Here is a 13982-nt window from a genome sequence, read left to right as displayed (position 1 = left end):
TAAAGTTTAATTCGTTTTATTTAATATATACGTTTTAACTGCCGCGTTGTGTTGCTTTAACGTGGTTGAAAATTGGTGACTGCCATCGCCCTTCGCCACAAAATAAACATACTGTGTTTTAGGCGGATTAAGCGCTGCTAAAATAGCCGCTTTTGAGGGCATGGCAATGGGTGTTGGCGGCAGCCCTTTAATGCGATACGTATTATAGGGTGTGTAATCGCGTAAATCTTTTCGTTTAATGTCACCGTCAAAACTCTCTCCTAGGCCATATATTACGGTGGGATCGGTTTGTAGGCGCATATTTGCGTTTAATCTATTTATAAAAACGGCGGCTATTAATGGGCGCTCGCTGGCAAGGCCTGTTTCTTTTTCGATAATAGAGGCCATGATCAGTGCATCATATGCGTTTTTATACGGTAGGTTTTCTGCACGTTGTGGCCATGCTTGCTCAAGTGTTTGCTGCATTTTAACGGCCGCACGTTTTAATAAACTACTGGCAGTATCACCGCTGTGATAATGATATGTATCTGGAAACAGCCACCCTTCTAAATGGCCTTTTTCACCTACTATTTGCTGCGCCAGTTGCTCTGTATTTAAGTTATTAGTTAAATGCGGCGCACTACTAATGGCTGCTATCACTTCGCGTAAGTTTTGCCCTTCGATAATAGTAAAGCTAAAACTGATTTGCTCACCGTTGTTTATTTTTTTTATATTATTAATAACGCTTGTATTCGTTAGCTCGTACAAGCCGGCTTTTAAGTCGGTTAGTGTTGGGTCAAGCTTTGCAATTACTTGGTAACGCCAGCAGCTTTTTAACCAATTATTAGCTTGCCATTGTTTACATAGCTGGTTAAAGCCCATGCCTTTTTTAACTTCAAACTGGGTAGGCGTTGTTATATTTAGCGGGCTAGTTATTGTTGCTTGTAATTGCTGATACCCTACTAGCGTTGTAACTAAAGCTAACAATAATAGCGATAAAATAACTTTTAACACTTAGCCTCCTTGGCTAATAATTCATTTAATAAACAGATGCTTTGCTCAACATTAAATGTATGTTGTTCTATACGATTAACGGGCACAGCGCCCATTAAGCTATTACAAATAAATACAGCACTAGCTTGGGTTAATTCATTTAGGCTTACTTGCTTAAATTCAACCGCTAATTTATCACATAACGATTGCAGATAAACCCCTTTAATACCGCATTGCTCAAGGCTTGGCGTATATACCTTATTATCACTAATAGCAAAAATATTAGCTGCCGAAGCTTCAATCACATTGTTTTGATGATCGAGTACTAAAACATCGTCACATTGCTGTTTTGCCATGGCGTTTTTAATCAGCACTTGTTCTAGTCGGTTAAGTGTTTTTAAACCGGCTAATAAAGGTTGGGCTGCTAATTTTATTGGGCTTAGGGCTAAACTCACCCCTGTTTTAGCTAATGCTGGGTAGCTTTGTGGAAACCCTAACACGGTAATTAAAATGGTTAAATGGGTGTGTTGCGGCAATCCATAGCCTCGCCCACCTTCTCCGCGGGTGATCACTATTTTAAGCACATTTAATTGGCAGCCAGTAATCGCCTTTGCAATATGTTGCTCAAGCTCAGTAAAGTTAATTGCAGGAAACGCTAAGCGTTCTGCGCATTCTACCAAACGTGCTTTATGGTACTGCCAATGCTCTACCTGCCCTGCAATTACTTTGGCTGTGGTAAAAAAACCATCACCGTAGTTAAGGCCTCTATCCCGTGTATTAATCGCACTTGTATCATCGGTTGTTATTATTGTTTGCATATTGAATGGCTTGCATAAAAAAAGCCCAGTTAAACAACTGAGCTCTTATAATGTGGTTCGTTGTTAAAAAGGATTATACCTTTTTAAATAGCAACGAGCCATTAGTCCCACCAAAACCGAATGAGTTACACAGTGCAAAGTCGAGTTTTGCATCACGTGCAGTGTGGGCTATGTAATCTAAGTCACAGCCTTCATCTGGGTTGTCTAGGTTAATGGTGGGCGATACTTTTTGATCGGCCAGCGATAAAATAGAAATAATAGACTCTACAGAACCCGCAGCTCCTAATAGGTGTCCCATCATCGATTTAGACGAGCCTACCATTACATCTTGCGCTGCACTGCCAAAAATAGTTTTAACAGCTTGCGTTTCGGCTTTGTCGCCTGCATTAGTAGATGTACCGTGTGCGTTAATGTAACCAACTTGGTCTGCATTTACTTGTGCATCGTTTAATGCATTTTGCATAGCAAGTGCCGCACCTGCACCGTCTTCCGGTGGCGAGGTCATGTGATACGCATCACCGCTCATACCAAAGCCAACAAGCTCAGCATAAATTTTAGCGCCACGGGCTTTAGCGTGTTCATACTCTTCTACTACAACAACCCCTGCACCATCAGATAGTACAAAACCATCGCGGTCTTTGTCCCACGGACGCGACGCAGCTTGCGGGTCGTCGTTACGGGTAGAAAGCGCACGTGCAGCATTAAAGCCACCCATGCCAATAGGTGTACAGGCTTTTTCTGCGCCACCGGCAACCATCGCATCGGCATCGCCGTAAGCAATCATACGCGCTGCATGGCCAATATTGTGCAGGCCTGTAGTACACGCCGTCACAATAGAAATATTAGGACCACGTAAACCATGCATCATTGATAAATGGCCTGAGATCATATTAATAATTGTTGATGGCACATAAAATGGAGAAAGCTTACGTGGGCCACTGTTAAGTAGCTTTATGTGGTTTTCTTCAATTAGGGTCAATCCACCAATGCCTGAGCCTACAGCAACACCAATACGTGTTGCGTTTTGTTCAGTAACTTCAAGGCCTGAGTCTTGAAAGGCTTGAACACCCGCTGCAATGCCGTACTGAATAAATAAGTCCATTTTTTTAGTCTCTTTCGCCGACATGTATGCAGTTGCATCAAAGTCATTTATGAGTCCAGCGAATTTAGTACCAAATTTTGATGTATCAAAGTGGGTTATATTTTGTATACCACTTTTACCATCTAATAAGCCTTGCCAGGTAGATTGCACATCATTACCTAGCGGCGTCAACATTCCTAAGCCAGTTACGACGACTCGACGTTTAGCCACGGTTTGCCTCCAATAAGGGATATTTAAACCAATTGATTAAAATAGTATTACTTTAGTCAGCCGTTTAACTCACTAAGTTTAAATCTATTGGCATTACAAAGGGAATTCATACCCAAGCGACCTCAAAGTGCGAGTCTCAAATTCAACTAAAGATGTGCTATTACAAATGAATGCAGTAGAGAGTAAAAGCGGGTGAATTTGAATCATGAACTTTGAGGTGGTTTGGATATATAGATTAAAGGCAGCGAATGCTGCCTTTAATATGCGATTAATTACTCAGCGTGAGCTGATACGTAATCGATTGCAGATTGTACTGTAGTGATCTTTTCAGCTTCTTCATCTGGGATCTCAGTATCAAACTCTTCTTCAAGAGCCATAACTAGTTCAACAGTATCAAGAGAATCTGCACCTAGGTCGTCTACGAAAGAAGCTTCGTTTTTAACTTCTTCTTCTTTAACACCTAGCTGTTCGATGATAATTTTTTTTACGCGTTCTTGGATATCGCTCATTCTTCTTTCCTTTATTAAAAACGCCAATGCGTTATTTTCAGATTGCGGCGTAGTTTACGCCGCATAATTCTCTGATTCAATGATTTGACCATAAATAATTGTCTGGTCAAACCTCTGAGTGTTTGTTTTGTCTTTTATCGCTTATTTTCACAGCGATTTCAAGTATGTTTAAAGCAAGATCATAAAAATTTCAATGTTTTTGAGGTCACTTACTTAAGTTATTTTTAGCATTTACTTTTAACAATGGCGATTAAACCATGTACATCGCGCCATTTACATGCAAAGTCTCGCCAGATACATACGCAGCCGCGTCAGATGCTAAATAACACACTGCCGCTGCTATTTCATCAGGCTGACCTAACCGACCTGCTGGTACATTAGCAAGGGTGGCCGCTTTTTGATCTTCTGTTAGCTCATCGGTCATATCAGTTTGAATAAAACCAGGGGCTACTACATTTACTGTAATGCCGCGTGATGCAACTTCGCGTGCAAGCGATTTAGAAAAGCCAATGACACCCGCTTTAGCCGCCGCGTAGTTAGCTTGCCCTGCATTACCCATAGTGCCCACAACTGAGCCAATATTAATAATACGGCCGTTCTTTTTCTTCATCATTGGGCGTAATACCGCTTTAGATAAACGGAAGATAGAGCTTAAGTTGGTGTCGATAATATCGTCCCACTCACCGTCTTTCATACGCATTAATAAATTATCACGGGTAATACCTGCGTTATTTACAAGTACGTCAACATCGCCTAAGTCGGCTTTTATTGCCGCTAAAGTAGCCTCTATCGATGCAGGATCGGTTACGTTTAAAGCATAACCCTTACCGTTATCACCTAAGTAATCGCTAATTTTAGCTGCGCCTGACTCACTCGTAGCAGTACCTGCTACTTTTGCGCCTTGCGCTACTAAAGTGTTTGCAATTGCTTTACCAATACCACGGCTTGCGCCAGTAATTAGGACAACTTTGCCCTCTAATGAAAATAAATTAGTCATTTTATATTCTCTTATTTTGCAGCGTCGATAGCAGCAGCGTCATTTACTGAGCCACATACCATTGCTTTATCAATTCGTTTTGCAAGGCCAGTTAATACTTTACCTGGGCCAAATTCGTAGCTTTGCGTAATACCTTGAGCAACTAAAGCCTGTACTGTTTCTGTCCAACGAACTGGGCTGTATAGTTGACGTACCAATGCATCTTTAATTGCATCAGCCGAGCTTTGTGCTTTTACATCAACATTATTAATTACATCACACTTAGGTGTATTAAATGTTAAAGCGGCTAAATCGTTGGCAAGTTTTTCAGCCGCAGGTTTCATTAGTTCACAATGTGAAGGCACGCTTACACTCAATGGTAAGGCACGTTTTGCGCCGGCATCTTTACACGCTTGTGAAGCTCTATCAACAGCAGCTTTATGCCCTGCAATAACCACTTGCCCTGGTGAGTTATAATTTACCGGTGAAACAACCTCGCCTTGTGCAGACTCTTCACATGCTGTTTTTATTTGCTCATCGCCTAAACCAATAATGGCAGCCATAGAGCCTACGCCCGCAGGCACAGCTTCTTGCATGTATAAGCCACGGTTTTCAACAAGTTTTACCGCTTCACCTAGGCTAATAACGTCACTACATACCAATGCAGAGTATTCACCTAAGCTGTGACCAGCCATAACCACATCCACATCTGGGTTTGCAGCTAACCAGTGGCGGTAAATTGCCACGCTTGCTGTTAATAAAGCAGGTTGAGTGCGGTGAGTTTGATTAAGTTCTTCTTCTGGGCCATTTAGTACAAGCGCTGCTAAATCGTAGCCAAGTGCGCTTGACGCTTCGCTAAAGGTTGCTTTTACAATGTCAGAGCTCTCTAGTAGCTCGCTTAACATGCCAACGCTTTGTGAGCCCTGACCAGGAAATAGAAGTGCAATTTTTTGTGCCATACTTTGCTCTTTTTAATTAAACAAAAATTTAGTGTAACTACGGCACCTAAACGTTATTCGGCCGCCGAGTTTTTAGAATGTGTTTTTTCAAAAATAGCGGCTATTTTATCTGGAAGTTGACGTTCAACCTCTTTTACCGCTTCATCGATTGCTGCTTGAAATGCTTTTGCTGATGCATTTCCATGGCTTTTAACGACAATACCGCGCAATCCTACCAGAGAAGCGCCGTTATACTGGTCGGGGTTCACCCGATTATAGAGTTTTTTTATGATAGGACTTAAAATAAACGCCATGCATTTGTAAATTAAGTGCTTTTCTAGGGCGGTTGTAAACTTTTTCATGATCAGTTTAGCAATGCCTTCGCAGGTTTTTAATGCAACGTTTCCGACAAACCCTTCACACACAATAACATCGGCTTTACCCGAAAAAATATCACTGCCTTCACTGTAACCCGTGTAATTAATATAAGGGCTTTGCTGCATAAGCTGCGCTGCTTGCTTTATGCCTTCATGGCCTTTTATGTCTTCAGAGCCAATATTAAGTAAACTCACTTTAGGGTTATCGCAGCCAAGAGCTTGGCCTGCTACTACCGAGCCCATAATGCCAAATTGATAAAGTATTTCTGAATCACAATGCACATTAGCGCCTAAATCAAGTAGATAAACTGGATTTTTTCGCTCTGTAGGAACGGCCGATATTAATGCGGGGCGTTTAACGCCAGGCAGCATTTTTAATACGTAATGAGCCATAAAAAATAAAGCGCCGGTGTTACCCGAGCTTACACAGGCTTGTGCTTCACCCGATTTAACTAAATCAAGGGCGACACGCATAGAGGAGTCTTTTTTTGAACGCACAGCTAAAGCGGGTTCGCAAGCATTAGTGACAACTTCGCTGCAATGGCGAATAATTAAACGAGGGTGTGAAAGTGAATCGAGGGATTCTAATTGATTAGTAATTACTTGCTCGTTGCCACATAAAATGAGTGTTAAATTGGCATGAGCATTTACTGCGCAAACGGCAGCGGGGATAGATGAACGGGGGCCATAATCGCCCCCCATCATATCTAACGCTATGGTTAGATTAGTCAGCATAAAGCAATCTCTTAGTTAGAAATTACTTGAACGCCTTTGTAGTAACCGTCAGCAGTTACATGGTGACGACGATGAGTCTCACCTGAAGTTTGGTCAACTGTTAAAGTTGGACCGTTGATCGCATCGTGTGAACGGCGCATGCCGCGTCTTGCACGAGACTTTTTGCTTTTTTGTACAGCCATTAGTCTTCTCCTAAGAATCTTTCTTAAGTTGTTTCAAAATATCAAATGGATTTGGTTTATCATCTTCCGCCTTTAGTACACCAAAGCTAGCAGGCTTTGATGAGTAATTGCACGAAGCTTCGTTGTGTGTAGGCACTAATGGCACTGCTAAAATTAGCTCGTCTTCGATTAACTCAAACACGTTAATTTCACCGTTTTCATCAAGCGCTACTTCATCGTAGACTTCAGGAAGATCATCTGACTCAGCATCCAAACCAACAGGCGAATACATAAAGTCTTGATCCAAATCCAACCCTAAATCATCATTACAACGCTGACAAGTTACAGTTACGTGTGTAGACAAATTGCCACTAATCACAACTAAACCTTGCTCATCGGTTTTGCACTGAATTTTTACCGCTATTTCACCTACTTCTTCCTGTACAACACCTCGTAAACGAGCAAGTTTTTCAAGCGGTACAATACCATCGTAAGTTAAACGGTGTTGCGCTGCTTTCCCAGGATGAAGAGTGATGGGAATTTTTACCTTTTGCATAGGGGCTGCATCATATAGATAGTTAATTGGTTAGTCAAAGCAAAAAAGCATTTTTACATGGTTTTTCACGTGTTTTCATTACGGATCTGATTTATCCTAACTCAAACTAATTTTAATTAGGATAATAATTTATGAAGCACCCGCTTATATTAGCGTCAAGCTCGCCATTTAGGCAGTCTTTATTGCAAAAATTTAATCTGCCATTTAGTACTTTTTCGCCTGATATTGACGAAACAGCCATACCAAACGAAACCCCTGAGCAACTTGTTAAGCGCCTAAGCGAGCGTAAAGCGCGTGCCGCTTGCGATCATTTTGTTAAAGGCCTTGCAATCGGCTCCGACCAAGTGGCCGTATTTGATGGGCAAATACTTGGTAAACCTCATAATAAAGAAAACGCCATAAAGCAGCTTTCTTTGTTTAGCGGCCAAACTGTTACGTTTTTAACTGGCCTATGTGTTTACGATATTGCTAACGATAAAGCAAAAACGTTAATAGAGCCTTTTGAAGTAGTATTTAGAACACTCACCAAAGAGCAAATTGAAGCCTACTGCGACGCAGAGCAGCCATATAACTGTGCTGGGAGCTTTAAAAGTGAAGGATTAGGGATTTGCTTATTTGAAAAATTAAACGGAGACGATCCTAATAGCTTAATAGGCTTGCCTCTTATTAAACTCAGCCAGCTATTGGCTGAGTTTAATCTCGACATACTCGCCGCTCAACCTTAGCCAAGTAGTATGCGTTGCAGCTGCTGGTAATTATTAACGGTTGCAACGGGGCTAAACTCACTTAACTGCGCTGCACTGTGTACGCCCATGGTAACGCCAATTCTATCTATGTTGGCTGCCTGTGCCATGGCCATATCTATTTTGGTATCCCCAATCATGAGTGCTTCGTCGGCATTTATCGCTAATTCAGCTAATAGTTGTTCAAGCATATCGGGAGAAGGTTTAGAGCGTGCTTCATCACTTGTGCGCGTGGCACTAAAATAATGCCCTAACTGAGTTTGCTCTAATAAACGCATTAAACCAGCACGCCCTTTACCGGTGGCAATCGCTAAAATAACCCCTTGTGCTTTTAACGCACTTAGTACATTTTCTACATTATCAAATACAGGGGTGGCAGTCGTATCAACACGGTATTGCTGTTTATAGCCGTTAACTAATGCGGGATGCTGCGCTACATCGTCAGGAAATAGCACCTCAATAGCAAGTTCAAGCGACATACCAATAATATTTTTAATTGCAGTGTCGCTCGGCGGCTCAATATTAAGCGCCAGCGCACTGTGACGAATACAATTAACAATTTTGCTAATTGAGTCCATTACAGTGCCATCCCAATCAAAAATAACCAGTTTATATTTTTTTAATACAGCGGTGGTCATTACGCTTTAGCATCTCTTAATTTTAAAATACAACTTTTAAGTGCGTTATCAAGCGGCGCCTCTACGCGCATGGTAGTTTCGTTTTTAGGGTGATAAAAGCTTAAATCGTGAGCGTGTAAAAATAAGCGATTTAAGCCTATTTTGCGCATTGATACATCAAACCCTTGGTCGCCGTATTTATCATCGCATGCAATAGGGTGGCCTTTACACTGTGTATGAACACGAATTTGGTGAGTACGCCCAGTCACAGGTGAGGCTTGTACTAACGAGCACTCGTTAAAACGCTCAAGTACTCTAAAGCGAGTATGTGAAGGTTTACCTTCGTTATTGTCTACACGCACCACGCGCTCGCCCGACTTAAGGGTGTTTTTACGTAGCCCTTCGGTTACATTTTTAACCGACGAATCCCACTGCCCTGTTACCAACGCCCAGTAATTTTTTTCCATTGTTTTTTCACGCAGCTGCTCATGCAATGCGGTAAGTACCGAGCGACGCTTTGAAATTAATAAACAACCCGATGTGTCTCTATCAAGCCTGTGTACTAGCTCTAAACTGCGTTCATCTGGGCGTAATACGCGTAGTGCTTCTATTAAACCGTAGCTTAAGCCACTGCCGCCATGTACAGCCATGCCCGAGGGCTTGTTAATTACAATAAGGTATTTATCTTCAAAGAGTATTGCGTCTTCTAATTGCTTTACTTTATCAAGCTTTTTAGGCACAAACTCTTCGCGCTCTGCTACTTTAATTGGCGGAATACGCACTACATCATCAAGCTGTAATTTGTAAACTGGCTTAATACGCTTTTTATTAACGCGGACCTCGCCTTTGCGTAAAATTTTATAAACAGCGCTTTTAGGCACCCCTTTTAAATGGGTAATAAGAAAGTTATCAATACGCTGACCTAAATGGTCTTCGTTGATTGTGACAAAAGTTACTTGTAAGCCGGTTTTTTCTGACATTGCCTAATCACTGATTTAAGTAAAATAATTTAGTTGCTAACACGGTTATAATAGTGGGATAATCAGCAGCGCAAATATTTAGTATTTGCAAATAACAACGGTGCTTTTTAACACATTAAAACATTCGTGATGCACATTCTGGGTAGCCGATCATACAGATCCGAGTTAAGTTTTCCAAAGCTTTTATGCCTACTCAGTTAACACGTGCGATCAACTAACAGTAATGCGCGTAATATATTACTGGTTAAGTTTGAACATGAATTTACATTTAATGCAAAAATAAAAGCAATGAACAAATAATTTGTTTGATAGTGACGACGTAAAAACGTTGTTCAGCATTTGCTCACACGTAGTACCGTATAGCAGCTTATTTAGAACTAAAAATCTAGCAAATAAGCGTTTATTAACATTCGGCAGCGAACTTTGCTCGCAAGTACTTAGAAAATACTCATCGTATTTAAGTTACTTAACGAGCCCTACGCGCCTAACATAAACGTACTAAAAAGATTGATATGACAGGCCAACTTCTGGGTAAAACTTGTAAAGAGCGTAAGAGCCGACAGTTTTAACACCATAAAGAATTTAATAACGTAAGCGTACGTTATTGTTAGCCAGCATTTAAAAAATACTGCATACACATTACAGAGCGTTCCGTTACAGACCCAGTCGTGAGGCTGCACATTCTAAAAAAAGGAACAACTGAACAGGCGAACACGTTTCGTCATGTCAGCGACAAAAAATAAGTAGAGTAACAATATGAAACGTATGCTAATCAATGCAACGCAGCAAGAAGAAATGCGCGTAGCACTGGTTGACGGCCAGCGCCTATATGATTTAGATATAGAAAGCCCAGGTCACGAACAGAAAAAAGCCAATATTTATAAAGGCAAAATCACACGCATTGAACCCTCTTTAGAAGCGGCTTTCGTAGATTACGGCGCCGATCGTCATGGTTTCCTTCCTTTAAAAGAAATTGCCCGTACTTACTTCCCACAAGGTTACACTTTTCATGGACGCCCAAATATTCGCGACGTGATTAAAGAAGGCCAAGAAGTAATTGTACAAGTTGATAAAGAAGAGCGCGGCCAAAAAGGCGCAGCACTTACTACCTTTATCAGCGTAGCGGGTAGCTACTTAGTGCTAATGCCAAACAACCCTCGTGCAGGCGGTATTTCTCGTCGTATTGAAGGCGATGAGCGTACAGACCTTAAAGAAGCACTTAGCCGTTTAGAACTTCCTAAAGGTATGGGCTTAATTGTACGCACAGCAGGTGTTGGCAAATCGTTTGAAGAGTTAAACTACGATTTAAAAGCACTTTTAGTCCATTGGGATGCAATTCAACAAGCAGCCGACAGTGCTAAAGCGCCGTTTTTGATTCACCAAGAAAGCAATGTAATTTTCCGCGCTATTCGCGATTATTTACGTCGTGATATTGGTGAAATATTAATTGATAAACCACGTGTATTTGAAGAAGCTAAAGCGCACATTGAGCGTTTTCGCCCTGACTTTATGAGCCGCGTAAAGCTTTATCAAGGCGACACGCCATTATTTACGCATTACCAAATTGAAAGCCAAATTGAGTCTGCGTTCCAACGTGAAGTACGTTTGCCTTCAGGTGGTTCAATTGTAATTGACCCAACAGAAGCGCTCACCTCTATTGATATCAACTCGTCTAAAGCAACAAAAGGCGGAGATATCGAAGAAACAGCACTGAATACTAACTTAGAAGCGGCTGATGAAATTGCGCGTCAATTACGTCTTCGCGACTTAGGTGGCTTAATTGTTATCGACTTTATCGATATGACACCGCCACGCCATCAGCGTGAAGTAGAAAACCGCTTAAAAGATGCCGCTCGTCCAGATCGTGCGCGTGTACAAATTGGTAAAATTTCGCGCTTTGGTTTACTTGAAATGTCGCGCCAGCGTTTGCGACCTTCACTAGGTGAAGCAAGCCAAGGCCCATGTCCGCGTTGTAGCGGCCAAGGTACTATTCGTTCTAACGAGTCTATCGCCTTGTCTATTTTGCGTTTAATTGAAGAAGAAGCAATTAAAGACAACACAGCACAAGTAAATGCACAAGTGCCTGTAGCGGTTGCCGCTTATTTATTAAACGAGCAGCGCAGAAGCGTTCATCGTATTGAAAAACATCATAAATGTGATGTGGTTATTATTCCTAATCAACATATGGAAACACCACACTACGAAGTGATGCGTTTACGTAAAGACGAAACACTAGAAACAGTAAGTTACGAGCAAGTTGTTGCACCTGAGCCAGAATCGTTCGAAATGGCTAAACCAGCAGCTGCGCCTGTTCGTGAAGAGCCGATGCTTAAAGGTGTTGTTATGCCTTCAACGCCAGCGCCACAAGCTAAAGTAGACAAACCAGCAGCGCCTGTTGCTGTACCTAAGGTTGAAGGTGGCCTATTGGCTGCTATTGGTAATTGGTTTAAGTCGTTATTTGCTGGTGAAAGCGAAGAAGAAAAGCAAGCAAAAGAAAAAGCTGAGCAAGAAAAGCAACAGCAAACACGTAATAACAATCGCCGTGGTAACAGTGACAACCGTCGCCGCAATAACAACCAGCGTCGTCGTAATAACTCTCGCTCTAAACCTCGTGGTGAACGTCCTGCTGAAGAAGTGAAAACTGAATCTACCGCGAACGAAAGCCAAGAGAAAAACGAGAACCGCAATAAGCGCCGTCGTAATCCTAACTCGCGTAAGCGTAACGATAACCGTAATAACGACAATCGTACTGCAGACAAAGAGCAAGTAAAAACAGACGCAAAAGCGAATGAAACTGAGGCTAAGCAAAGCACTGAGCCTAAAGAGCAGAAGCCAAAAGTTCGCCGTCAACGTCGTAATGTTCGCAAAAAAGTACGTATCCAAGATGAAAATACTGAGCAAGTAAAAGCATCTGATACGACTGAGCAACCACAGCAAAGCACTGAAACAGCTAAAATAGAGCAGCCTAAAGCGCAAGAGCAAGCGCCAGCAGCAAAGCAAACTGCAAATGAGCAAAAGTCAGAGCAAACAAAACCTGCACCTGTGAAAGAGCAAGCGCCTAAGGCACAACCTGAGCAAGAAGAAAAGCCAGTAGCTGCAGCGTCAACTGACGAAGCAAACTCTGAAGATGAGCAAGGGCAAACACGTACGCGTTCACGCCGTTCTCCTCGTCACCTTCGCGCTTCGGGCCAGCGTCGCCGTCGTCCTGAGCAAGGTGAAGCTACAGAAGAAAAAGCAGATGAAGCTCCGGCATTTGTGCCAGTAGCAGATCAAGCTGCCGCTGAGTATGAGGCAGAGCTAAAAGCAAAAGCTGAACAGCCAACCTCAAACGATGCATCAGAAAATGTTGAGCAAGCGTTAGCTGTAGAAGACTTAGCTAAAGTTGAAGCTGCTCCTAAAGCAGAGCAACCAACAGCCAATGACGATGCAGTACAAACTGTTGATCCTGAAACAGCTGAAGAGCCAGTTGTTGTTACTGAGCAACCAATAACAACATCTGAGCCTGTGAAATCAGAGCCTGAAGTAGCTGAGCAACCAGCAACACCAGAGCCTGTTAAAGCTGAGCCTGAAGTAGCTGAACAACCAGCAACACCAGAGCCTGTTAAAGCGGAGCCTGAAGCAGCTGAGCAACCAGCAACACCAGAACCTGTTAAAGCAGAGCCTGAAGTAGTTGAGCAACCAGCGAAACCTGAGCCTGTTAAAGCAGAGACTGAAGTAGCTGAGCAAAAAGATGCCAATGCAAAAACGGTTATTAGCAAAGGGGCTGCAAGCGCACCTATGGCTCAACCGACACCAGTTGCTGATAGCGACGTAAAGCATACATCAGTTGCCATGGCACACGATAAACGTGAGTTAGTTCCTGATAGTGGCTTACGCGCAGGGTCAATTAAACCTGCAGGTCGTGCTAGTTCAGACATGACTAAAACAATGAGCGCTGAGTAACCCTTAGCCTCATTAAAAAGCCGCGCTATGTAAAATAGCGCGGCTTTTTTGTTTTAATACCTGTCTTGTCCTGAAAGGTATTTTCTCATTTGCTCCTCTTTCGCTTCTCTTTGTGCAATAGATCTTCATTTTTTTTATTAGTAAAAAATTAAAAAAACCAAAACGCTGATTCTCGCGTGAGCAAGCTTCACGCCTACGGGCGAAATTTCATACAGTGAATTTTAAATTGTACACTCAGCTTGTTGGCGTGATGGGCAAAGCCCGTAATAAACGCATATTCACAAAGAGGATAAGAGACGCTTCACTTTTAGAGTGAGTAATAAAGCTAAACAAGCTAATATGAAAG

13 protein-coding genes are annotated in these 13982 nt (G+C 42.2%); 2 read left to right on the top strand and 11 right to left on the bottom strand.

What is annotated here, in order from left to right; all coding sequences use genetic code 11:
- Window positions 1-6: 6 nt before the first annotated feature.
- The 9 genes from mltG to yceD all read right to left on the bottom strand — a co-directional run bounded on the left by mltG (window position 7) and on the right by yceD (window position 7354).
- Complete coding sequence (gene mltG, locus MTF68_RS00560; protein ID WP_248461329.1) at window positions 7-993, bottom strand: endolytic transglycosylase MltG; 987 nt, start codon at window positions 991-993, stop codon at window positions 7-9.
- Window positions 987-1790, bottom strand: a complete 804-nt coding sequence (gene pabC / locus MTF68_RS00555; protein ID WP_248461328.1) for an aminodeoxychorismate lyase — start codon at window positions 1788-1790, stop codon at window positions 987-989. The genes mltG and pabC overlap by 7 nt, the downstream gene beginning before the upstream one ends.
- 73 nt (window positions 1791-1863) lie before the next feature.
- Window positions 1864-3102: a beta-ketoacyl-ACP synthase II gene (fabF, locus tag MTF68_RS00550; RefSeq protein ID WP_248461327.1), complete on the bottom strand. Its 1239-nt coding sequence runs from the start codon at window positions 3100-3102 to the stop codon at window positions 1864-1866.
- A gap of 272 nt (window positions 3103-3374) precedes the next feature.
- Window positions 3375-3611, bottom strand: coding sequence for an acyl carrier protein (acpP, locus tag MTF68_RS00545; protein ID WP_004587690.1), 237 nt, complete (start codon window positions 3609-3611; stop codon window positions 3375-3377).
- 250 nt (window positions 3612-3861) lie between these two features.
- Complete coding sequence (gene fabG, locus MTF68_RS00540; RefSeq protein ID WP_004587689.1) at window positions 3862-4608, bottom strand: 3-oxoacyl-ACP reductase FabG; 747 nt, start codon at window positions 4606-4608, stop codon at window positions 3862-3864.
- 11 nt (window positions 4609-4619) lie between these two features.
- On the bottom strand, window positions 4620-5546 hold the full coding sequence (fabD, locus tag MTF68_RS00535) for an ACP S-malonyltransferase (protein WP_004587688.1): 927 nt from the start codon (window positions 5544-5546) through the stop codon (window positions 4620-4622).
- Between the two features lie 53 nt (window positions 5547-5599).
- The gene (plsX, locus tag MTF68_RS00530) at window positions 5600-6637 is read right to left on the bottom strand and encodes a phosphate acyltransferase PlsX (RefSeq protein WP_248461326.1); all 1038 of its coding nucleotides are present in this window, start codon (window positions 6635-6637) and stop codon (window positions 5600-5602) included.
- Window positions 6638-6648: 11 nt separating this feature from the next.
- A complete protein-coding gene (rpmF, locus tag MTF68_RS00525; RefSeq protein WP_004587686.1) occupies window positions 6649-6819 on the bottom strand; it encodes a 50S ribosomal protein L32 in 171 nt (56 codons plus the stop codon).
- Between the two features lie 10 nt (window positions 6820-6829).
- A complete protein-coding gene (yceD, locus tag MTF68_RS00520; protein WP_004587685.1) occupies window positions 6830-7354 on the bottom strand; it encodes a 23S rRNA accumulation protein YceD in 525 nt (174 codons plus the stop codon).
- Window positions 7355-7485: 131 nt separating this feature from the next.
- On the opposite strand from yceD, the gene MTF68_RS00515 reads away from it, so the two are divergent.
- Window positions 7486-8079 (top strand): Maf family protein, encoded by a 594-nt coding sequence (locus MTF68_RS00515; RefSeq protein WP_121637324.1) that lies wholly within the window; start codon window positions 7486-7488, stop codon window positions 8077-8079.
- Here MTF68_RS00515 and MTF68_RS00510 read toward each other — a convergent pair.
- Together MTF68_RS00510 and rluC are read right to left on the bottom strand one after the other, a co-directional pair.
- Window positions 8076-8735 (bottom strand): HAD-IA family hydrolase, encoded by a 660-nt coding sequence (locus tag MTF68_RS00510; protein ID WP_248461324.1) that lies wholly within the window; start codon window positions 8733-8735, stop codon window positions 8076-8078. The genes MTF68_RS00515 and MTF68_RS00510 overlap by 4 nt on opposite strands.
- Entirely contained in the window at window positions 8735-9694 is a 960-nt protein-coding gene (rluC, locus tag MTF68_RS00505) for a 23S rRNA pseudouridine(955/2504/2580) synthase RluC (RefSeq protein ID WP_004587682.1), read from the bottom strand. Before rluC ends, MTF68_RS00510 begins: the two co-directional genes overlap by 1 nt.
- A 756-nt stretch (window positions 9695-10450) precedes the next feature.
- Here rluC and rne point away from each other — a divergent pair.
- Window positions 10451-13636 carry a ribonuclease E gene (gene rne, locus MTF68_RS00500; RefSeq protein WP_248461323.1) on the top strand — a complete coding sequence of 1062 codons (3186 nt, stop codon included), beginning with the start codon at window positions 10451-10453 and terminating at the stop codon, window positions 13634-13636.
- Window positions 13637-13982 lie beyond the last annotated feature (346 nt).

This window comes from Pseudoalteromonas sp. 2CM37A (assembly GCF_023161885.1).
GTDB classification, from domain to species: domain Bacteria; phylum Pseudomonadota; class Gammaproteobacteria; order Enterobacterales; family Alteromonadaceae; genus Pseudoalteromonas; species Pseudoalteromonas atlantica.
The sequence above is the reverse complement of the archived record's forward strand: the minus strand, read 5'-3'. Positions and strand labels throughout refer to the sequence as shown.